Annotated in this window: 17 protein-coding genes; 5 read left to right on the top strand and 12 right to left on the bottom strand. The window is 65.0% G+C overall.

Annotated features, from left to right (window positions below):
- Positions 1–51: 51 nt before the first annotated feature.
- The 6 genes from A3M7_RS0111275 to ltnD form a co-directional block, all read right to left on the bottom strand.
- Positions 52–1,254, bottom strand: coding sequence for an efflux RND transporter periplasmic adaptor subunit (locus tag A3M7_RS0111275; RefSeq protein ID WP_027544032.1), 1,203 nt, complete (start codon positions 1,252–1,254; stop codon positions 52–54).
- Positions 1,241–4,420 carry an efflux RND transporter permease subunit gene (locus A3M7_RS0111270; RefSeq protein ID WP_027544031.1) on the bottom strand — a complete coding sequence of 1,060 codons (3,180 nt, stop codon included), beginning with the start codon at positions 4,418–4,420 and terminating at the stop codon, positions 1,241–1,243. The genes A3M7_RS0111275 and A3M7_RS0111270 overlap by 14 nt, the downstream gene beginning before the upstream one ends.
- Before the next feature lie 370 nt (positions 4,421–4,790).
- The gene (locus A3M7_RS0111265) at positions 4,791–6,482 is read right to left on the bottom strand and encodes a methyl-accepting chemotaxis protein (protein WP_027544030.1); all 1,692 of its coding nucleotides are present in this window, start codon (positions 6,480–6,482) and stop codon (positions 4,791–4,793) included.
- A gap of 170 nt (positions 6,483–6,652) precedes the next feature.
- The gene (gene otnK, locus A3M7_RS0111260) at positions 6,653–7,927 is read right to left on the bottom strand and encodes a 3-oxo-tetronate kinase (protein WP_027544029.1); all 1,275 of its coding nucleotides are present in this window, start codon (positions 7,925–7,927) and stop codon (positions 6,653–6,655) included.
- Positions 7,924–8,706: a 2-oxo-tetronate isomerase gene (gene otnI, locus A3M7_RS0111255; RefSeq protein ID WP_027544028.1), complete on the bottom strand. Its 783-nt coding sequence runs from the start codon at positions 8,704–8,706 to the stop codon at positions 7,924–7,926. Before otnI ends, otnK begins: the two co-directional genes overlap by 4 nt.
- Before the next feature lie 16 nt (positions 8,707–8,722).
- Positions 8,723–9,640 (bottom strand): L-threonate dehydrogenase, encoded by a 918-nt coding sequence (ltnD, locus tag A3M7_RS0111250; RefSeq protein ID WP_027544027.1) that lies wholly within the window; start codon positions 9,638–9,640, stop codon positions 8,723–8,725.
- A 105-nt stretch (positions 9,641–9,745) separates the two neighbouring features.
- Here ltnD and A3M7_RS0111245 point away from each other — a divergent pair, with 105 nt between their 5' ends.
- Positions 9,746–10,420, top strand: a complete 675-nt coding sequence (locus tag A3M7_RS0111245) for an aldolase (protein ID WP_049823327.1) — start codon at positions 9,746–9,748, stop codon at positions 10,418–10,420.
- Between the two features lie 252 nt (positions 10,421–10,672).
- Here the strand turns inward: A3M7_RS0111245 and A3M7_RS0111240 are convergent, their stop codons facing one another.
- The 6 genes from A3M7_RS0111240 to A3M7_RS0111215 all read right to left on the bottom strand — a co-directional run bounded on the left by A3M7_RS0111240 (position 10,673) and on the right by A3M7_RS0111215 (position 16,131).
- Positions 10,673–11,377: an ABC transporter ATP-binding protein gene (locus tag A3M7_RS0111240; RefSeq protein WP_027544025.1), complete on the bottom strand. Its 705-nt coding sequence runs from the start codon at positions 11,375–11,377 to the stop codon at positions 10,673–10,675.
- Positions 11,361–12,092 carry an ABC transporter ATP-binding protein gene (locus A3M7_RS0111235; protein WP_027544024.1) on the bottom strand — a complete coding sequence of 244 codons (732 nt, stop codon included), beginning with the start codon at positions 12,090–12,092 and terminating at the stop codon, positions 11,361–11,363. Before A3M7_RS0111235 ends, A3M7_RS0111240 begins: the two co-directional genes overlap by 17 nt.
- Complete coding sequence (locus A3M7_RS0111230) at positions 12,089–13,066, bottom strand: branched-chain amino acid ABC transporter permease (RefSeq protein WP_027544023.1); 978 nt, start codon at positions 13,064–13,066, stop codon at positions 12,089–12,091. The genes A3M7_RS0111235 and A3M7_RS0111230 overlap by 4 nt, the downstream gene beginning before the upstream one ends.
- A gap of 1 nt (position 13,067) precedes the next feature.
- A complete protein-coding gene (locus A3M7_RS0111225) occupies positions 13,068–13,946 on the bottom strand; it encodes a branched-chain amino acid ABC transporter permease (RefSeq protein ID WP_027544022.1) in 879 nt (292 codons plus the stop codon).
- A 32-nt stretch (positions 13,947–13,978) separates the two neighbouring features.
- Positions 13,979–15,223: an ABC transporter substrate-binding protein gene (locus tag A3M7_RS0111220; protein WP_027544021.1), complete on the bottom strand. Its 1,245-nt coding sequence runs from the start codon at positions 15,221–15,223 to the stop codon at positions 13,979–13,981.
- A gap of 92 nt (positions 15,224–15,315) precedes the next feature.
- Positions 15,316–16,131 (bottom strand): putative hydro-lyase, encoded by an 816-nt coding sequence (locus A3M7_RS0111215; RefSeq protein WP_027544020.1) that lies wholly within the window; start codon positions 16,129–16,131, stop codon positions 15,316–15,318.
- Positions 16,132–16,251: 120 nt separating this feature from the next.
- On the opposite strand from A3M7_RS0111215, the gene A3M7_RS0111210 reads away from it, so the two are divergent.
- The 4 genes from A3M7_RS0111210 to A3M7_RS0111195 are packed head-to-tail and all read left to right on the top strand — an operon-like array spanning position 16,252 to position 20,461.
- Complete coding sequence (locus A3M7_RS0111210; protein WP_027544019.1) at positions 16,252–17,169, top strand: LysR family transcriptional regulator; 918 nt, start codon at positions 16,252–16,254, stop codon at positions 17,167–17,169.
- A 32-nt stretch (positions 17,170–17,201) separates the two neighbouring features.
- Entirely contained in the window at positions 17,202–18,452 is a 1,251-nt protein-coding gene (locus A3M7_RS0111205; protein WP_027544018.1) for a Zn-dependent hydrolase, read from the top strand.
- 12 nt (positions 18,453–18,464) lie between these two features.
- Positions 18,465–19,376: an NAD(P)-dependent oxidoreductase gene (locus A3M7_RS0111200; RefSeq protein WP_027544017.1), complete on the top strand. Its 912-nt coding sequence runs from the start codon at positions 18,465–18,467 to the stop codon at positions 19,374–19,376.
- 11 nt (positions 19,377–19,387) lie between these two features.
- Positions 19,388–20,461 (top strand): malate/lactate/ureidoglycolate dehydrogenase, encoded by a 1,074-nt coding sequence (locus A3M7_RS0111195; RefSeq protein WP_027544016.1) that lies wholly within the window; start codon positions 19,388–19,390, stop codon positions 20,459–20,461.
- The last annotated feature ends 99 nt before the right edge of the window (positions 20,462–20,560 follow it).

The following is a 20,560-nucleotide window of genomic DNA, read 5'->3' as shown; positions in this document are numbered from 1 at the left end:
ATCACTAGCCGTGGTGGGCACGCTTCGCTTTGCCCACCCTACAGGGCCGCCTCAGCCCTTCGGCGCCTGCTTTTCCGAGGCGGTGGCCGGCTTGCCCTTGGCGCCGGCACCGACGACGCGGACCTGATCGCCGTCGGACAGGCCGTCCGGCGGGGCGGTGATGACGCGGTCATCGGCTGCGATGCCTGAGGCGAGCTCGATCTCGCGGCCGAGATCGCGGGCGATGGTCACGGTCTTGAACAGCACCTTGTCGTCCGCACCGACGGTCGCGACACGCAGGCCGCTGCCGTTGAAGATCAGCGCGCTGGCGGGAATGCTGAGCGGCGCGGAGTCGCGCTGCAGGCTCAGCTTCACGCTGGCATAGCCGCCGGGCATCAGCTCGCCTGAGGAATTGTCCAGGCCAAGCTGCATGCGCGTGGTACCCGAGGCGACGTCGACGGCCTGCGAGGAGGCCTCCACCGTCGCCTGGAAGGTCCGGTTCGGATACTCCGGCAGCGCGATGGTGGCCTTGGCGCCGATCTTGATCGCTGGCACGTAATTCTGGGGCACGTTGACATAGACGCGCAGCTTGGTGATGTCCGAGACCACGAACATCGCCGGGCCCGAGCCGCCGCCGGCATTGATCAGCGCACCGACGTCGGTATCGCGCGCCGTGACCACGCCGTCGAACGGCACGGTGATCTTCTTGTAGCCGGCGAGCGCTTCCAGCCGCTCGACATTGGCCTGCCCCGAATGCACCGCGGCGTTCTTGTTGGAAAGATCGGCGGTGCGCTCATCGATTTCCTGCGCGGAGACGAAATTGGAGGCGACCAGCGTCTTGCGGCGGTTCAGCGTGGCCTCCGACAGCCTTGCGCTGGCCTGCTGGCTGGCGAGGTCGGCACGGGCCTGCAAGAGCTGCTGGTCGAGGTCGGGCGCCTCGATCTCGGCAATCACCTGCCCGGCCTTGACGCGAGCGCCGATGTCGGCACTCCAGCTCTTCAGGTAACCCGACACGCGCGCGAAGATCGGGGCACGGTAGTAGGCTTCCAGTCGGCCCGGCAGATCGAGGGTGGCGTTGAGCACCTTGGCGTTGGGCTGGGTCACGGCGACGCTGGGAACGGCCTGATCATCGGTCCATTCCTTCAACCTGGAGCCCTGCTCCTCGCGCGCGCGGATGCCGGTGCCGACGACCAGGCCTGCCGCAATCAGCGCCACCACGCCGAAGATGCCCAGTTTCCGGTGCGACACCGGCGAGCGGGATTCAGTGGGCGACATGCGGAGTCTCCAAAGGGGCGGCGGCTTTGGCGCCTTGTTTCTTGTGTACCATACTGAACACCACGGGAACAAACATCAGCGTGGCAAAGGTTGCAAAGATCAGTCCGCCGATCACGGCGCGGCCGAGCGGCGCATTCTGCTCACCGCCCTCGCCGAGCCCCAGGGCCATCGGCGCCATGCCGATGATCATGGCGAGCGCGGTCATCAGGACGGGACGGAACCGGACGAAGCCGGCTTCGAGCGCGGCCGCAACGGGATCGCCGAGCTCCTCGTAGCGCTCGCGCGCAAAGGAGATCACGAGCACGCTGTTGGCGGTGGCAACGCCCATGCACATGATCGCGCCGGTGAGCGCCGGGACCGACAGTGTCGTCTCCGTCATGAACAGCATCCAGACGATGCCGGCGAGCGCGGCCGGCAGCGCCGTGATGATCACGAACGGGTCGGACCAGGACTGGAAGTTCACGACGATCAGGAAGTAGATCAGCACGACGGCGCCGAGCAGGCCGAACAGCAGGCCGGTGAAGGCGCTGTTCATGGTCTGCACCTGTCCGAGCAGCACGACGGAAGATCCCTTCGGCACCTCCTTCGCGGTGTCGGCGATCACCCGGCGGATGTCGGCGGCAACCGCGCCGAGATCGCGGCCCGAGGTCGTCGCAAAAATCTGCACCATCGACTGGATGTCGTATTGCGACACCACCGCGCTCGACGTCGAGCGCTTGATGTCGGCGATGCCGCCTAGGATCGGCGACTGCGAATTGGCGGCGGCGGTGATCGGCAGCGTCTGCAGCGCGCTGAGCGAGTCGATCTGGTATTGCGGCGTCTGCATCACGATCGAGTAGGACACGCCGTTGTCCGGATTGAGGTAGTAGGTCGGCGCCACCTGTGAGGAACCGGCGAGGTTCACCACGAGACTGTTGGTGACGTCGCGCTCGGTCAGGCCGACATATTGCGCACGGGTGCGGTCGACATCGATATTGAAGGTCGGGTTGTTCGGCGATTGCTGGATGCGCGCATCGGCAACGCCGGGGATCTTGCGGACCTTGGCCAGCAGATTGTTGGCGTAAGCGAAGTTGGCGCTGACATTGGCGCCGCGAATTTGAAGGTCGATCGGCGCGGGCGCGCCGAAGTTCAGGATCTGGCTGACGATATCGGCCGGCAGGAATGCGAAGCTGACGCCGGGAAACAGCCGCGGCAGCTGCTCGCGCAACACGCGCACATGCTCTTCGGTCGGCTTGTGGCCTTCCCTGAGCTTGATCTGGATGTCGCCGTCCTGCGGACCGATGACGCCGGTGTTGTTGTAGGTCATGTTGATGCCGGAGATCGGCATGCCGATGTTGTCGGTCAGGGTCTCGATCTCGCCCGGGATCAGCTTGCGGATCGCCTTCTGGACATCGGCGAGCTGGTTCGCGGTCTCCTCGACGCGGGTGCCGACCTGGGTTCGGACGTGCATCAGGATGTTGCCGGCATCGACCGCGGGGAAGAAGTTGCGCCCGAGAAACGGCACCAGCGCAAAAGACGCACCGACGACGCAGAGGAAGCCGATCACGAACACCGCGCGATGCGCCAGCGCCATGCCGAGCAGGCCGCGATAGAAGCTGCGGATGCGCTCGAACCGCGCCTCGAAGCCCCGCTGGAACCAGACCAGCGGATTGCGCGACTTCGGCGGTTCGCCCTCGTGATGGACATGGGCCTGCAAGAGGTAGTTCGCCATGGTCGGCACCAGCGTGCGCGACAGGATGAACGACCAGATCATGGCGAACATCACGGCTTCGGCCATCGGCACGAACAGAAAGCGCGCGACACCGGTGAGGAAGAACATCGGCACGAACACGATACAGATGCAGAGCAGCGAGACGAAGGCCGGCGTGACGATCTGGTTGGCGCCGTCGAGGATCGACTGCTCGACCGGCTTGCCCTGCTCCAGATGGTAGTTGATGTTCTCGATGGTCACGGTGGCGTCGTCGACGAGGATGCCGACGGCGAGCGCGAGACCGCCGAGCGTCATGATGTTCAGCGTCTCCCCGATCGCCGACAGCATGATGATGGCGCCCAGCACCGACAGCGGGATCGAGACCGCGATGATGATGGTCGAGCGCCAGCTGCCGAGGAACAGCAGGATCATGACGCTGGTGAGCAGCGCCGCGATCACGCCCTCGAAGGCGACGCCTTGAATCGCGCCGCGAACGAACACCGACTGGTCGCCGATAAAGCCGATCTTGAGCGCGTCCGGGAGCTGGTCCTTGACCTCGATCACCTTCTGCTTGATGCCGGCGATGATATCGAGCGTCGAGGTCGCGCCCGCCTTCAGCACCATCATCAGCACGGAGCGGTTGCCGTCGACATGGACGATGTTGGTCTGCGGCGGATTGCCGTCGCGGACGGTCGCGACATCGCGCACATAGACCATCGCGCCGTTGACGGTCTTGATCGGCAGATTGCCGAGCTCGTCGATCTTCAGCGGCGAGTTGTTGAGCTGGATGTTGTACTCGAAGGTGCCGATCTTCTGGGTGCCGACCGGCGTGATCAGGTTCTGCGCGGCCAGCGCATTGGCGACGTCCTGGCCGGACAGGCCGCGGGCCTGGAGCGCGGTCGGGTCGAGATCGATCTGGACCTGGCGCTGCTTGCCGCCGAACGGATACGGGATCGCGGCCCCCGGCACCGTGACCAGCGGCGTGCGGAGCTGGTTGATGCCGATGTCGGCGAGGTTCTGCTCGGTCAGCCCGTCGCCCGACAGCGCCACCTGGATGATCGGCACGGTCGAGGCCGAGTAGTTCAGGATCAAGGGCGGCGTCGCGCCCGGCGGCATCTGCTTGAGCAACGTCTGCGAGATCGCCGTGACCTGCGCGTTGGCGGTGCGGATGTCGACGTTCGGCTGGAAGAAGATCTTGATGATGCCAAAGCCGTTATAGGAATTGGCCGTGATGTGCTCGATGTCGTTGACCGTCGTCGTCAGTGCGCGCTGGAACGGCGTCGTGATGCGGCCGGACATCTGGTCGGGCGGCAGGCCGGTGTACTGCCAGACCACGCCGATCACGGGAATGCGGATGTCGGGGAAGATGTCGGTCGGCGTCCGCAGCGCTGCCAGCGGTCCGATGATCAGGAGCAGGAGCGCGAGCACGACAAACGTATAGGGTCGGCTCAGGGCAATACGGACCAGAGCAATCATGCGCCAGGCAATTCCAGGTCAAGCAGGGATACGGAATCCGCCCCGACGGGGATCCTCTTTCCCGTTTACCCGAGCACCGCCGACAGCGCCAATGCCAAGCGACAGCGTGCTCTTCACTTCCGTGCTACCGCGCTGCGGAATAAGCATCGCAGCTATGCGAAGATGAACGAAGGACGCCGCATAACCTGCGTCACCGTCACCCTGAGGTGGCCGCTTCTTCAGCGGCCCTCGAAGGGCGACGGCCCGGCTGCATCGGGGCCGCTCATCCTTCGAGGCTCACCCTGGTGCGCAAGTGCGCACCAGGGATCACACCTCCAGCGACAACGGCTTCGCCGTTGCGCGGGGATGACGGAGTTAGCTGTAACTTGACTTACGCGGCGCGAACGTTGGTCAGGAACTTGCCGACCTCGGTCTTGAGCCGGCTCGAGTCGTTCGACAGCATCTGCGCGGCCGACAGCACCTGCGAGGAGGCGGTGCCGGTCTCGGTCGCACCGCGCTGAACGTCGGCGATGTTGGAGGAGACCTGCTGGGTGCCCTGCGCCGCCTGCTGCACGTTGCGGGCGATCTCCTGGGTCGCCGCGCCCTGCTCTTCCACGGCCGCCGCGATTGCCGACGAGATCTCCGACAGACGCTCGATGGTCGAGGAGATTTCCTTGATCGCTCCGACCGAATCGTTGGTCGCCGCCTGGATGCCGGAAATCTGCTGGCCGATTTCGCCGGTCGCCTTCGCAGTCTGCTCGGCGAGCGCCTTCACCTCGGAGGCGACCACGGCGAAGCCGCGGCCGGCTTCGCCCGCGCGCGCCGCCTCGATGGTGGCGTTCAGCGCCAGCAGGTTGGTCTGGCCGGCGATGGTGTTGATCAGCTCGACGACGTCGCCGATGCGGGAAGCCGCCTTGGAGAGCTCGCTGACGCGCTCGGTGGTGGCACGGGCCTGGCCGACGGCGTCGCCGGCCATCCGCGCCGATTCCTGCACCTGACGGCTGATCTCGCCGACCGAGGAGGCCATCTCCTCGGTCGCCGAAGCCACCGACTGCACGTTGGTCGAGGCTTCTTCCGAAGCTCCGGCAACGGTGGTCGCGAGCCGCTGGGAGCGGTCGGCGGTCGAGGTCAGCGTCGAGGCGGAAGCTTCGAGCTGGGTCGAGGCCGATGACACGGTCTGGACGATCTCGCCGATCATCGTTTCGAATTCGTGGGTGATGTTGTCGACGCGGCGGCCGCGCTCGATCTTGGCTTCGGCGTCGGCCGCTGCGGCTTCGTCGGCGGCCTTCTTGGCAATCAGCGCTTCCTTGAAGACCTGGAGCACGTCGGCCATGGCACCGATCTCGGTCTTCTCGCCGCGATGCGGGACTTCGGCGGAGAGGTCGCCCTTGCCCAGCGCCTGCATCGGCTCGACGATCGAGGCGATGCCGCTGGAGACGTCGTGGACGAGATAGAAGCCGACGCCGATTCCGACCACGACCGCCACACCAAGAATGATCGAAACGAGCATGAAGGCGAAGAGGTAGCTGTCGGCTGCATCCTGAGCCGCCTGGTCGCCGCCCTTGGTGTTGAGCTCGATGTCCCTGGTCAGGACCTCATCCGACGCAAGACCGATCTTGTTGACGGTCTTGGTGTTCAGCTCCTGCGCTTCGTGCGGGACCTTGCCGGCCTCCTTGCGCGACAACGCGAAAACCTCTTCGGTGCCCTTCTTATAGTCGTCCCAAAGCTTGGCCCATTCGTTGTACAGCTTCCGCTCCTCGGGAGAGGTGACCATCGGCTCGTAGGCCTTGCGGGACTTGGCGAGCGCCTCGATGACGGTGCTGGCCGTCTTTTCGTTGGCCAGCTTCTCCTCAAGGGTCTCGGACAGCATGTGCTGGCGTACCACGTTGCGGTAGGTGATGACGCTGGCCCGGATCTCGCCGAGCACCCGCACGCTGGGCATCCAGCTCGTGGTGATGTCGGTGGTGTTCGCGTTCATCGACCGCATCTTCATGACCGCGAGCAGGCCCATGCCGGTCATCGCGACCAGCAGGAACGCCACGACACTGATGATCTTGGCGCGGATGGAAATCTTGGCGAACATAGTCGGGTCTCTTTATGCTGGCGCGGGCGCGCGTCCGGGAGGTGAAAAGAATCAACCAAAGGGAGCGACGCCGACATCAGACAACAGAGCGACTGAGCAGATGTTAACTACGACTCCGTACGAGTACGGAGCCTGAAAGAGATGAACAGGCAGCTAAGAACGCTCTGCGCTCAGCGCATGAGCCTAAGCGCATCGGAGAAAAACTCCGGGCCGCCGAAATTGCCGGACTTCAGCGCGAGCAGCATGTCGCCCCCGGCGCCGACCGCGCGCAGCACCGGAACGCCCGCAGCGATCTCCACCCCGACGAGAAATCCGGGAATCTTCAACCGATCGACCACGGCGCCGGACGTCTCGCCGCCGGCAACGACCAATCGTCGCACGCCTGATTTCACGAGGCTTTCGGCGATGTCGGCCATCGCCTGCTCGATGGCATGTCCGGCCGCGTCACGGCCGTGACGTGCCTGAAGCGCTGAGACCTGATCCGGTGTCGAGCTCGATGCGATCAGCACCGGACCCTCGGCCAGTCGCGGCCTTGCCCAGTCCAGCGCACGCTGTGCTTCGTCCGCTCCCGTAAGAATACGGTCCGGATCGAGATGAAACACCGGCATGACCTGTTCAGCGCTGGCGATCTGCTTGAGCGTGGCCTGCGAGCAGCTGCCGGCAAGACACGCCGCCGGTCCACCAACGGCAGCTCCGGATTCGCTGCCTGCCGCATTCGACTTGACCTTGCCGGTCGACACCAGCGCCCGCGCCAGTCCAAGGCCGATGCCGGAGGCGCCGACCGACAGCCGATGTTCGGCGGCCACGAGGCCGATGGTTTCGAGATCGCGATCGAAGACGGCGTCGATGATCGCAGCGCCAATGCCCTTGCCCGCGAGTTCGGCCAGCCGTGCCCGTACGGCATCCGCGCCGCGCGTGACGGTGGCGAGATCGACGAGGCCGATTTGTGTCCTGCTCTGGCGCGCCAGCACGCGCACCAGGCTGGAATCGTGCATCGGGTTGAGCGGATGGTCCTTGAGCGGGCTCTCGTTCAGCGGCACCGCGCCGACGAACAGGTTGCCCTGGTAGACGGTGCGGCCGGTCTCCGGGAAGGCCGGCGTCACCAGAACGATGCCCTCGCCACAATCGTCGCGCAACGCGTCCATCACCGGACCGATATTTCCGGCGTCGGTGGAATCGAAGGTCGAGCAGATCTTGAACAGCACATGGCGCGCGCCGCGGCCGCGCAGCCATGTCTCCGCCGCGCGCGAGCGCGATACAGCGATGCCTGCTTCGATCGAGCGGCTCTTCAAGGACACGACGACAGCGTCGACCTCGGGCAGCGCCAGATCATCGGCAGGTATGCCGATGGTCTGCACGGTGCGCAGGCCCGCACGCGTCAGCGTGTTGGCAAGATCGGAGGCGCCGGTGTAGTCGTCAGCGATGCAACCCAGTGCAAGAGTCACGGCTTCACTCCCGCATAGGGCTTGAACCAGGCAAGGCCGTCGATGGTCTTGCCGCGCGGATTGTATTCGCAGCCGACGAAGCCGGCATAGCCGAGCCGGTCGAGCTCTTCGAACAGGAAGGGATAGTTCAGCTCCTCGCCATCGGGCTCGTTGCGCGAGGGGATGCTGGCGATCTGGATGTGGCCGATGATCGGCATCATCTCGCGCAGCCGCATGGTGACGTCGCCATGGATGATCTGGCAGTGATAGATGTCGAACTGGAGCTTCAGGTTCGGAAGCCGCAACTCCTGGATCAGGTCGCGCGCGAAGCCGAAATCGTTGAGGAAGTAGCCGGGCACGTTGCGGGCATTGATCGGCTCGAGCACGATGTCGATGCCGTGCGGTGCAAAGAACTCCGCCGCCCACGCCACCGACTTGTAGAACGCCTCGATCGCGACGCGCTCGCCGCGGTTGGCAAGGCCGGCCATCAGGTGCAGGCGCTTGACGCCGGTGGCCTTGGCGTAAGGCAGCGCGGTCTCGAGGCTCGCCTTGAGATCGGCGAAGCGGGCCGGGAGCGCGGCAAAACCCTTCTCGCCCGCATTCCAGTCGCCGGGCGGCAGGTTGAACAGCGCCTGGGTGAGGCCGTTGCGCTTGAGCCGCTCGCCGACCGCCTCGGCCGGATGCTCGTAGGGAAAGAGAAACTCGACGGCGGTGAAGCCGGCTTGCGCGGCAGCATCGAAGCGATCGAGGAACGGCACCTCGGTGAACATCATCGAGAGATTGGCGGCGAAACGGGGCATTGGAATCCTCTTGTCCTTACTTGTCGCCGGGAAGCTTCACGCCGGTGACCTGCGCATACATGCGCGCGACCGAGGCGTCGTCATCGCGGCCCATGCCGGCGGCAGCCGTCATCAAGAACATCTGGAGCGCGGCCGCGGAGACTGGCACCGGGAATCTGGCGCTGCGCGCCATGTCCTGGATGATGCCGAGGTCCTTGACGAAGATCTCGACCGCGCTGCGCGGCGTATAGTCGCCGTCGAGCACATGCGGCATGCGGTTCTCGAACATCCAGGAATTGCCGGCAGAGGCCGTGATCACCTCATAGACCTTGCGGATGTCGAGGCCCTGCTTTGCCGCGAAGGCCATCGCTTCGCTGGCGGCGGCGATGTGCACGCCGGCCAGCAACTGGTTGATCATCTTGAAGGCGGCGCCCTGCCCGGCGGCATCGCCAAGCTCGTAGAGCTTTGCGGCCATGGCGTCGAGCGCCGGCCGCGCCTTTGCGAAGGCAGCCGGGCTGCCGGAGGCGAGGATCGTCAGTTCGCCTTGCGCGGCGCGCTGCGCTCCGCCGGAGATCGGCGCATCCAGATAATGCCGGCCGGTCGCCTCGAGTTGCTTGGCCAGGCGCCGCGCGACGTCGGGATCCATGGTGGCCGACGACAGGAAGACGCCGTCCTTGGGCATGGTTTCGGCGACGCCGTCCTTGCCGAACAGGATCGTCTCGGTCTGCGCTGCATTGACGACGACGCTGACGACGATATCGGCGTCCTTGGCCGCCTCGGCCGGCGTCCCGGCGCCCGCGCCGCCGTCCTTCACGAAGCGCGCCACCGCATCGGCCGAGACGTCGCAGCCGGTGACGGCGTGGCCGGCGCGCTTCAGCGAGGTCGCCATGCCAAATCCCATCGAGCCGAGCCCGATGACGGCGATACGCTGATTTTGTGACGTGGAGGCGGACATGCAACTGACCCTTGCGAAACGTTTCCCGGATAGCCGGCCCTTGCGGCGGCTCGGCGAACCGATAACACGGCTTGGCCGCGCTGCCAAAGCGTGAGACAAGCGGTCATGACCGCCATGAGCAACGAGACAAGGCTGCGTGAGGATATCTGTCGCTTCGGACGGTCCCTGTTCGAGCGCGGACTGACGCCGGGCTCGTCCGGCAATATCAGCGTCAAGCTTGACGATGGCGGCTGGCTGGTGACGCCGACCAATGCCTCGCTCGGCTTCCTCGACCCGGCGCGGCTGTCGCGGCTGGATAGCCAGGGCCGGCCGATCTCGGGCGATGCGCCGACCAAGGAAGTTCCGCTGCACACCGCGCTCTACGACACCCGCGGCAGTGCACGCGCGATCGTGCACCTGCACTCGACGCATTCTGTCGCGCTGTCGATGCTGCCCGAGATCGACCCGCGCGCCGCGCTGCCGCCGATGACGGCCTATTATCTGATGAAATGCGGCGCGACCGCGCTCGTGCCCTATTACCGCCCCGGCGATCCTGCGGTGGCGGATGCGATCAAGGGGCTGGCGGGGAAATATTCATCCGTGCTGCTCGCCAATCACGGCCCGGTGGTTGCCGGCGATACGCTGGAGGCTGCCGTGTTCGCGACCGAGGAACTGGAGGAGACGGCGAAGCTGTACCTGCTGCTGCGCGGGATGAACCCGCGCTATTTGTCGCCGGAGCAGGTGAAGGATCTGGTGAAGGTGTTCGGGGTGACGTTGCCGGAGCATGGGCACGGGCATTAGCGTCGCCTCGTGAGGAGCACGACAGTGCTGCCTTACCCACCACTGTCATTCCCCGCGAAGGCGGGGAATCCAGTACGCCGCGGCCCCTCCGTATCCCACTAACGTCTCTGGAATACTGGATCGCCCGCCTTCGCGGGCGATGACGTCGAGAGTGTGGGACGCACATGCCCAACACTTGCGTCTACAGCCCCAGCGGGACCACCTGCCCCGGATATCGCTTCGCTCATCCGGGCTACGGCAGTGTGCGCGCCGCTACAGCCCTAGATACGCCTTCCGCACGTCCGGATTACCCCTGATTTCGGCTGCCGCGCCCTGCATCAGCACGCGGCCGGTTTGCAGAATGTAGGCGCGGTCGGCGATCTCCAGGCACTCGGCCATGCGCTGCTCGACGATCAGCACGGTCATGCCGGCGTCGCGGATACGCTTCACCGCCTGGAAGATTTCATCCACCAGCTTCGGCATGATGCCTTGCGACGGCTCGTCCAGCATCAGCAGCCGCGGGCGCGTCATCAGCGCGCGGCCGATGGCCAGCATCTGCTGCTCTCCGCCGGAGAGTGTCTCGGCCCGCTGCTCCAGACGTTCGGACAAACGCGGAAACAGCGTGAAGACGAGATCGAGCGGCTCTTCCCGGTTCGCTTCGCCGCGGTAGAGATAGCTGCCGAGGCGAAGATTGTCGCGCACCGACAGCCGCGGAAACAGGCGGCGGTTCTCCGGCACATAGGCGATGCCGGTGGCCGTGATGTGGTGCTGCGCCATGCCGTCGAGGCGCTTGCCGTCGAAGGTCACGGTGCCCGAACGCGGACGTTCGGCACCGGCGATGGATTTGAGCAGCGTCGACTTGCCGGCGCCGTTGGCGCCGGCAACACACACGATCTCGCCCTTCTCGACCTCGATCGAGACCGCGGAGATCGCGACCAGGCCCTGATAGGCGGTCGTGACTTCATGCACTGACAGCATGACGATCTCCCAGATATGCGCTGATCACCTTGGGATCGCGAACGACGTCGGCAGGCTTGCCCTCGACCAGCACCTTACCGAGGTCGAGCACGATGGCGCGGTCGACCAGAGGCATCACGATCTCCATGACGTGCTCGACCATCAGCACGGTGATGCCGGCATCGCGGACCTTGCGCACCAGCGCGACACCGGTCTGCGCCTCGGTCGGCGTGAGGCCGGTGAGGACCTCGTCGAGCAGCAGCAATTTTGGTTCGGTCGCAAGCGCACGGGCGACCTCGAGGCGGCGCTTCTCGGCCGGAACGAGATCGCTCGCCAGCACGTCGGCGCGTGCGGCAAGGCCAGTGAATTCCAGCACCTCATGCGCCTTGCGGCGGGCCTCGCGCATCACGGTGTTGCGCACGAGCGCACCGACGATGACGTTGTCGATGACCGTCATGGTCTCGAAGCTCTTGACGACCTGGAAGGTGCGCGCGACGCCGCGCTGACAGCGCTCGGCCGCCGGCAGGTTGGTCACATCCTGCCCGTCGAAGATAATCGAGCCCTGCGTCGGCGGCAGCACGCCCGCAATGAGATTGAACAGCGTCGACTTGCCGGCGCCGTTGGGACCAATCAGGCCGACGATCTCGCCGCGCCCGACCGAGATCGAGACATCGCTGTTGGCAACAAGGCCGCCGAAACGTTGCCAGACGCCGCGGGTTTCAAGGAGCGCGGTCATCGCGAAGCTCCCTTGCGGCGCGAGAACAGCCCGATCAGACCTTCCGGCCGCGCCAGCGCAATCACGACGATCAGCGTGCCATAGACGATGAGATCGACGCCGCGGCCGGAACCGCCGATATAGGAGCGCGTCAGCTCGGTGAGCGGAATCAGGATCACAGCGCCGAGCAGCGGCCCCCACAGCGTGCCGATCCCGCCGAGCACCGCCGGCAACGCCATCAGCAGCGAGAACTGGAAGCCCATGACGCTTCCGGGATCGATATAGGAAACATACATGGCATAGAAGCTACCGCCGACCGCGACCAGGAAGGCAGAGACGGCCGCAGCCCCCATCTTGGAATCGAACACGACCACGCCGAGGCTCTGGGCTGCGTCGGGATTGTCCTTCACCGCGCGCCACCAATAGCCCCACTTCGAGTCTTCCAGCCACCAGGTGACGAACCAGGCGATGCAGGCGAGCGCCAGCGCGAAATAGAAGTACGGCAGCTTGCTGCGGGCGAACTGGAATTTCAACCAGCTGTCGCCGCGCACGGGCATCTCGATGCCGAGGGCCGCACCCGCCCATTCCCAGTTCTGGATCAGCAGCAAGCCGATCTCGGCGATCACGATGGTGGCGATCGCAAAGTAGTGGCCGCCAAGGCGGAAGCAGGGATAGCCGAGCGCCAGCGCGATCAAGGCGGAGATGGCGCCGCCGGCGAGCATACCGAACCAGGGCAGCACGCCGAACTTCGTGAACAAGAGCGTGGTGGTATAGGCGCCCAAGCCGAAATAGAGGGCGTGCCCGAGCGATATCTGCCCGCAATAGCCGGACAGGATGTTCCAGCTCTGCGACAGCGCCCCGAACATCAGCGTCAAAATCATGATGTTCTGGACGTTTGGATTCTTGACGAACAACGGCACGAGCGCAGCGGCGACCGTAAGGCAAGCTGCAACGAGGAGTTCGCGGCGACGCCGCTCTGTAAAGCTCTTGTCCATCTCACATCGATCCGAACAGGCCGCGTGGCCGGATAAAGACCACGAGGAGATAGACGGCATAGATGCCGACCGACTTCAATGATGGCGGCAGCACGAGCGCGGTGGTGGCCTCGACGAGACCGACGACGATGCCGCCGGCGAATGCGCCGAACACGCTGCCGAAGCCGCCGAGCGCCACCGTGACATAGGCGATCAGTGCAAAGGATGCGCCGACGTCGGGATAAATGTAGAAGAAGCTCGCCATGATGGCGCCGGCGAGCCCCACAAGGGCAGCGCCGAGGCCCCAGCCGAGCGCGAACACGCGGTTCTTGTCGATGCCGACGAGGGCCACCGCACCGGGATCCTCGCGGGTCGCTTCCAGCGCACGGCCGAAATCGGTGCGGTTGATGAACAAATAGAGCCCGCCGAACGCGGCGATCGCGACCAGTGCGCCGAACAACTGCGGCTGCGGCAGGAAGATCCCGGCGACCGATACCGTCTTGCCGCCGAGCCATGAGTTGGGGACGCTGCGGTAGTCGGCCGTGAAGAACAGCTGCGCCAGGCCGCGCATCACGATCGCAAGGCCAAAGGTCGCGAAGATCTGCACCATGCCGACATTGGCCTTGGCGCGCATCGCAAACCGCACGATCACGAGATAGACCACCGCTCCCAATACGAACAAGGCAGCGGCGGCCAGCGGCGCCGACAGCAGCGGATCGATCGCGAAGAACGTGAACAGGAAGAACGTCACGTACATCGCCAGCATCAGGAATTCGCCATGGGCGAAGTTGACGACGTCCATCAGGCCAAAGATCAACGCCAGGCCGACGGCGATCAGTCCGTAAAGCAGCCCCATCAGCAGGCCGCTCGCAAGACTCTGGATAATCGTTTCAGCTGTCACGTCGCTTCGTCCCCCGCCCGCAACCTGATCGCTTACTTCATCGGCCAGATCGCATCGGCAACCGCCGCCTGCGACGGGAAGATGGTGACGAACTTGCCGCCGACATATTGCAGCAGGACCGGATCGGCATCGTTGTTCTGGCCCGACTCGTCGAACTTGACGCGCTTCCAGGGCATGATGGTCTGCTCGCCCGACATCTCGGTCGCGGCCAGCGTGTCACGGATCTTCTCGCCGTCGGTGGATTTGGCGCGGTTGATGGCGTCCGCCATGATGATCATGGCCATGAACTGCCGCGACGTGTTGTCGTTGAGGTCCTTGCCCGACTTCGCCTTGAACAGATCGTTGATCTTGCCGACCATCGGCCGCTTGGCGGCGAGATCGAGCGAGAAACTGCCGCGGGTGATCGCACCCTCGAGCTTGTCGCCGACGGCGTCGTAAAGTGCCTTTTCGGAGAAGCCGGCAGCTTGCGCCACGATGGCGTTCGGCTTGTAGCCGAGCTCAGCCATGGTCTTGACCAGCAGGATGCCGTCGGTGGTGTAGCTCGAGGGCAGCAGCACGTCGGCATTGGCGGCCTTGAGCTGCTGGACTTCAGCCGAGAGCGACGGCGAGTTGGCGCGGTACTTGATGTCGGCGACGATCTTGTAGCCGCGTTCGGTGGCGAGCTTGGTCTGCGCATTGGCAGAGTCGGTGCCGAAGATCGTATCTTCGTGGAACAGCGCCAGCGTTTCGGCCTTGGCGCCCTTCTTCTTCATCGCATCGAGGAAATCGAACATCCCGGCCGAGAACATCTCATCGTGCGGTGAGGCGCGGAAATAATACTTCAGGCCGCGGCGATGCAGACTCGGCGAGGAGTTGTCTGCCGACAGGAACGGAGTCTGGTAACGTTCGCAGATCTGGCTGATCGTGACTGCGACCGCGCTTTGATAGGAGCCGAGGATGGCGCAGACCTTTTCCTGCGTGATGAGGCGCTCGGCTTCGGCGCGCCCCTTTTGCGGGTCGCCCTGGGTGTCGGCATAGACGATACGGATCTTGGCACCGCCGAGACCGGGCAGGCCCACGCCCTTCGCGAGCGGAAGGTCGAAGTCCTGATCGTTGTTGATGATGTCGATCGCGGTCTCGAACGCGCGCTGCGCATCGACACCCACCTGGGCGCCTGAGCCCGACAAGGGATAGGTCGCACCGATCACCACTTCAGAAGTTTGCGCGCGGGCGGCTAGCGGGATCAGTGCGGCAGTGGCGGCGGCTCCGAGCAGAACGTCGCGGCGAGTGATCGTCATAGGCAAAGTCCCCTGTTATTCGAATTTTGCGCGTATCGAATGAAGCGATTGGCAGATAGCGTAAAGCCTGAAGAAGCAGCAAACGCTGCCCATTAAATCACGGCCATGGTCCTGTTCTTGAGATCCGTCACCAGCATCAGGCCGGGCGAATGCGTGATTGCGAACGGTACCTTCGCGGCGTTGATCACCGATTGCGGCGTGACGCCGCAGGCCCAGAACACCGGGATCTCGTCATCGGCGACCGGCACGGGATCGCCATAGTCGGGCTTGGCGATGTCCTTGATGCCGATCAGATGCGGATGGCCGAGATGCACGGGCGCGCCGTGCACCGCGGGGTAGCGCGAAGTGATCTGCACCGCGCGGATCGCATCGGCCGGCTTGAACGGACGCATCGACACCACCATGGGGCCGGCGAACGGACCGGCCTCGCCGCAGGCAATGCTGGTGCGGTACATCGGCACGCGCACGTTCTGCTCGATATGGCGGATCGGCATGCCCTCGTCGAGCAGCGCTTCCTCGAACGAGAAGGAGCAGCCGAGCACGAAGGTCACGAGATCGTCGCGCCAGTACTTGGTGACGTCGGTCGGCTCGTCCACGACTTCGCCGTCGCGCCAGACGCGGTAACGGGGAACGTCGGTGCGGATGTCGAGGTCGGCGCCGAGCGCGGGGATATGCGGACTGCCGACGTCGGACATGCCGATGATCGGGCAGGGTTTCGGATTGAGCTGGCAGAAGCGGTGAAAGGCGCCGGCATATTCCGCCGGCAGGATCGCCAGATTGCCCTGGACGAAGCCGGGGGCGACCCCGGCGGTGGAGCCCACCTCGCCGCCGCGATAGGCGAGCCGGGCCTTGCGGCTCGGGAGGGTGTCGGGTGTTTCAGTTTGCTGCACTGCCACCAAAACAGTCATGTAATCGACCTGCCTATAAACTCGACAAAGACAAGCCAACACCAAGCGTGCTATAAAGTCTAATCTTCCTTTCTAATCAATATCGATAAATTTCTTTTATCGATCGGGAAAATCCTTCCAATGCTGGACTTCAGGTCAATCGAGACGTTCCTCTGGGTTGTGAAGCTCGGCAGCTTTCGCGGCGCCGCACAAAGGCTCAACACGACCCAGCCGGCGATCTCCCAGCGCATCGCCCAGCTCGAGCGCGAGATGGGCGTGAAGCTCCTCAACCGCGATCATCGCGTGGCCTCGCCGACGCCGAGCGGGCGGCAGATGATGGTCTATGCAGAGAAGCTGATCGGCCTGCGCGCCCAGATGATGGCCGAGGTCGGCGACCGCTCGGCGATGCGCGGCGTGATGCGGCTCGGCGTGGCCGAGACCATCGTGCACACCTGGCTGCCGCGCCTCGTGAAGAGCGTGAACGAGCTCTATCCGAACCTGTCGCTGGAGATCGAGGTCGACATCACGCCGAACCTTACGGCACGCCTGCTCGCGCAGGAGATCGAGCTTGCCTTCGTGGTGGGGCCGCTGTCCGCCTCCGGCGTGCACAACCGCGTGCTCGCCGATTACCCGATCGGTTTTCTCGCAAGCCCCTCGCTCGGCCTCGGCAAGGGCCCGGTGACGCGCGCCGATCTCGCGCGTTTTCCGATCATCACCTTCCCGCGCAAGACCAGGCCCTACGAGGTCGTGCGCGAGGTGTTCGACCGGCCCGAATTGCCGCCGATCCGCTTGCATGCCTCCGCGTCGCTCGCGACCGTCATCCACATGGCGGTCGAGGGCCTCGGGATCGCCGTGATCCCCGACGCGATCGTCGAGAACGAACTCGCCGACGGGCGGCTGCAACTGCTCGACACCGATCTCGAAATCACGCCGCTGACGTTCACGGCAAGCTGGCTCGCCTCGCCCGACGTCGTGGCGGTGGAGCGCGTCGCCGAGCTTGCATGTCAGATTGCGCAGAGCAGCCTCGCGGTTGACGCGCCCGCGCTGGCGGGTCATTGAAAAAGCCGCCGGACCAACGAGAGACTGACCGCATGAGCCGAGCCGCCACCAACCTGCAAATCGATTCCGCCCGCCTCTGGGGCTCCATCCACGAGACCGCGCAATTCGGCGGGACGGCCAAGGGCGGCGTGCGGCGGCTGACGCTGAGCAGCGAAGACAAGCAGGTGCGCGACTGGTTCCGCAAGGCCTGCGAGGCCGCCGGCCTCGAGGTTCATGTCGATGCGCTCGGCTCACAGTTCGGCCTGCGCAAGGGACGCGACATGTCGAAGCTGCCTGTCGGCATCGGCTCGCATCTCGACACCCAGCCGACCGGTGGCAAATATGACGGCATCCTGGGAACGCTCGGCGCACTGGAAGTGATCCGCACGCTGAACGACGCCGGCATCGAGACCGAAGCGCCGATCTGCGTGGTCAACTGGACCAACGAGGAAGGCTCGCGGTTCGCGCCGGCGATGATGGCATCCGCAGCTTACGTTGGCGATTTCACCACCGACGACATCCTGTCGCGCAAGGACGCCGAGGGTACCACCGTCGGCCAGGCGCTCGACGGCATCGGTTATCGCGGCGACAAGCCGGTCGGCTTCCAGAAGCTCGGCTGCTTCGTCGAGCTGCATATCGAGCAGGGCCCGATTTTGGAGGCCGAGGGCAAGACCATCGGCGTCGTCGATTCCGGCCAGGGCGTGCTGTGGTATGACGGCAAGATTTCCGGCTTCGAGAGCCATGCAGGATCGACCCCGATGCCGCTGCGGCGCGATGCGCTGGCCACGCTCTCCGAAATCGTGCTGGCGATGGAGGCGATCGCCAAGAAGCACGGGCCGAACGCGGTCGGCACCATCGGCGAGGCCGTGATCGCCAACCCCTCGCGCAACGTCATACCCGGCGAGATCGCCTTCACCATGGATTGCCGCAGCGCCGATGGGGCGATCATGGACGCGCTCGATCGCGACCTGCGCGCCGCGATTGCCGAGATCGCCGCACGCCGCAAGGTCGAGGTCAAGATCGACCTGGTCTGGCGCAAGCAGCCGACGCATTTCGATCCCAAGCTGATCGCGGCGGTCGAGAACGCGGCCAGGACGCTCGGCTATTCCTCTCGCCGCATCACCTCCGGCGCCGGTCATGACGCCTGCAATCTCAACACCGTGATGCCGGCGGCGATGGTGTTCGTGCCTTGCAAGGACGGCATCAGCCACAACGAGCTGGAAGACGCCACGCAGCCCGACTGCGCCGCGGGCACCAACGTGCTGATGCACACCGTGTTAGCGATCGCCGGCGTCGCGTCCTGACCGGAGAGAGCCATGCGCGGAGTTTTCGTCGACGCCAACGAAGCCCTCGCCGTGATCATGGAGCGGCTGGAGCAGCCCGGCGATCCCAAGGTGCGGATCAACAGGGATCCGGACATCAAGCCCGAGCAATACCCGGAAATCCTCGACGGCGCCGAGATCGCGATCATCGACCACACCGCGCTGCCGACCGAGGTCGCGAGGAAATGCGCGGGCCTGAAGCACGTCGTGTTCCTCGGCACCGGCGCGCGCAGCTACATGAACCCGGAAGAGCTCGCCGAGCTCGGCATCTCCGTGCACCTGATCAAGGGCTATGGCGACACCGCCGTGGCTGAATCCGCGATTGCGCTGATGTGGGCTTCGGCCCGCGTCATCGCGATGATGGATCGCGAGATGCGCGTCGGCAACTGGCTGCGCGAAGACGGCATGCAGCTCACCGGCAAGACGCTCGGCCTCATCGGCTTCGGCGGCATCGCAGCGGAGGTTGCGCGCATCGCCACGGGCAGCGGCATGAAGGTGATCGCCTGGAACCGCTCGCCGAAGAACCATCCGGGCGTCACGTTCACCGATCTCGACACCGTGCTGGCGACCAGCGACGTGGTGTCGCTGCACCTGCTGCTCAACGACGAGACGCGCGGCATGATCACGCGGGAGAAGATCTTTGCGATGAAGCCCGGCGTCATCCTCATCAACACCGCGCGCGCTGCGGTCGTCGACGAGGCCGCCATGATCGACGCGCTGAAGTCGGGCCACATCCGCCATGCCGGCCTCGACGTCTTCAACATCGAGCCCCTGCCCGGCGATCATCCGCTGACAAGACTGCCGAACGTGACGCTGTCGGCGCATTCGGCGTTCCGCACGCCGGAGGCGAGCGAAAACCTGATTGAAGCGGCATGGGTCCACTGCCGCCGGATCGTGAAAGGATAAGAGCAACGACAATGGCCGACTATCGCACCATCAAGGCAGAGCCGCTCACCAACGCCATCCGCGCCATCGTCAAGGCCGGCGGCTCCTCGGATCGCGAGGCCGAGCTCGTATCCACCAACCTCGTCGAGGCCAATCTTAGGGGACACGACTCGCACGGCGTCGGCATGATCCCGCGCTATGTCCAGAGCGTCACCAACGGCGGCCTCGCCCTGAACCAGCACGTCAAGATCGTGCTCGACACCGGTCCGCTTCTCACCCTCGACGGCCTCACCGGCTACGGCCAGGTGATCGGCCATGAAGCGATGGAGCTGGCGGCAGAGCGCGCAAAGCGCAACGGCGTGTGTCTCGTCGGTCTCGCCAACTCGCACCACATCGGCCGCATCGGCCACTGGGCCGAGCAGTGCATCGACCACGGGCTGGTCTCGATCCACTTCGTCAATGTCATCTCGCGCCCGATCGTGGCACCCTGGGGCGGCAGCGATGCGCGCCACGGCACTAACCCGTTCTGCGTCGGCATCCCGCGCAGGGGCAAGGATCCGATCGTGCTCGACTTCGCCACCAGCAGGATCGCGCAAGGCAAGACCCGTGTCGCCCACAACAAGGGCGTCGAGCTCGAGCCTGGCACCATCATCGACAATGAAGGCAAGCCCACCACCAATCCGCGCTACACCGTGATCCCGCCATACGGCGCCATCCTGCCGTTCGGCGAGCACAAGGGTTCGGGGCTCGCGCTGGTGTGCGAAATCCTCGGCGGCGCGCTCTCCGGCGGGCAGGCGGTCAAGGGCCCGTCCGACGGCAAGTACAACGTCCTCAACGGCATGCTCTCGATCGTCATCGACCCGAACAAGCTCGGCACCGGCGAAAATCTTGCGAGCGAGGTCGAAAGCTTCGTCGCCTGGCACACCGGCTCGCCGCCCGCTCCCGGCGTCGACAAGGTGCTGATCGCCGGCGATCCCGAGCGCGAGACCAAGAAAAAGCGCCTCGCCGAAGGCATCCCGGTCGATCCGACCACCTGGCAGGAGATTCTCGCGGCCGGGCAGAAGTTCGGGCTGGATCAGGCCGCGATCGAGAAGATCGTCGGCTAGTCGGAACGAGGCAGATCGCTCGGCATCATCCAGGCCTCCTGCACAATTGCGCAGGGCGATATGGACTAATGTGAAGCTCGTGCCGCGGATTTGAACCGG

This window comes from Bradyrhizobium sp. WSM2254 (assembly GCF_000472645.1).
Lineage (GTDB): Bacteria > Pseudomonadota > Alphaproteobacteria > Rhizobiales > Xanthobacteraceae > Bradyrhizobium > Bradyrhizobium niftali.
This window is presented reverse-complemented; position numbering and strand designations above follow the sequence as displayed.

What these genes read in the sequence shown, in the direction of transcription:
- A3M7_RS0111275 (WP_027544032.1), bottom strand. Translation starts at nt 1,254, where the DNA reads ATGTCGCCCACTGAATCCCGCTCGCCGGTGTCGCACCGGAAACTGGGC.
- A3M7_RS0111270 (WP_027544031.1), bottom strand. Translation starts at nt 4,420, where the DNA reads ATGATTGCTCTGGTCCGTATTGCCCTGAGCCGACCCTATACGTTTGTC.
- A3M7_RS0111265 (WP_027544030.1), bottom strand. Translation starts at nt 6,482, where the DNA reads ATGTTCGCCAAGATTTCCATCCGCGCCAAGATCATCAGTGTCGTGGCG.
- otnI (WP_027544028.1), bottom strand. Translation starts at nt 8,706, where the DNA reads ATGCCCCGTTTCGCCGCCAATCTCTCGATGATGTTCACCGAGGTGCCG.
- ltnD (WP_027544027.1), bottom strand. Translation starts at nt 9,640, where the DNA reads ATGTCCGCCTCCACGTCACAAAATCAGCGTATCGCCGTCATCGGGCTC.
- A3M7_RS0111245 (WP_049823327.1), top strand. Translation starts at nt 9,746, where the DNA reads ATGACCGCCATGAGCAACGAGACAAGGCTGCGTGAGGATATCTGTCGC.
- A3M7_RS0111240 (WP_027544025.1), bottom strand. Translation starts at nt 11,377, where the DNA reads ATGCTGTCAGTGCATGAAGTCACGACCGCCTATCAGGGCCTGGTCGCG.
- A3M7_RS0111235 (WP_027544024.1), bottom strand. Translation starts at nt 12,092, where the DNA reads ATGACCGCGCTCCTTGAAACCCGCGGCGTCTGGCAACGTTTCGGCGGC.
- A3M7_RS0111230 (WP_027544023.1), bottom strand. Translation starts at nt 13,066, where the DNA reads ATGGACAAGAGCTTTACAGAGCGGCGTCGCCGCGAACTCCTCGTTGCA.
- A3M7_RS0111220 (WP_027544021.1), bottom strand. Translation starts at nt 15,223, where the DNA reads ATGACGATCACTCGCCGCGACGTTCTGCTCGGAGCCGCCGCCACTGCC.
- A3M7_RS0111215 (WP_027544020.1), bottom strand. Translation starts at nt 16,131, where the DNA reads ATGACTGTTTTGGTGGCAGTGCAGCAAACTGAAACACCCGACACCCTC.
- A3M7_RS0111210 (WP_027544019.1), top strand. Translation starts at nt 16,252, where the DNA reads ATGCTGGACTTCAGGTCAATCGAGACGTTCCTCTGGGTTGTGAAGCTC.
- A3M7_RS0111205 (WP_027544018.1), top strand. Translation starts at nt 17,202, where the DNA reads ATGAGCCGAGCCGCCACCAACCTGCAAATCGATTCCGCCCGCCTCTGG.
- A3M7_RS0111200 (WP_027544017.1), top strand. Translation starts at nt 18,465, where the DNA reads ATGCGCGGAGTTTTCGTCGACGCCAACGAAGCCCTCGCCGTGATCATG.
- A3M7_RS0111195 (WP_027544016.1), top strand. Translation starts at nt 19,388, where the DNA reads ATGGCCGACTATCGCACCATCAAGGCAGAGCCGCTCACCAACGCCATC.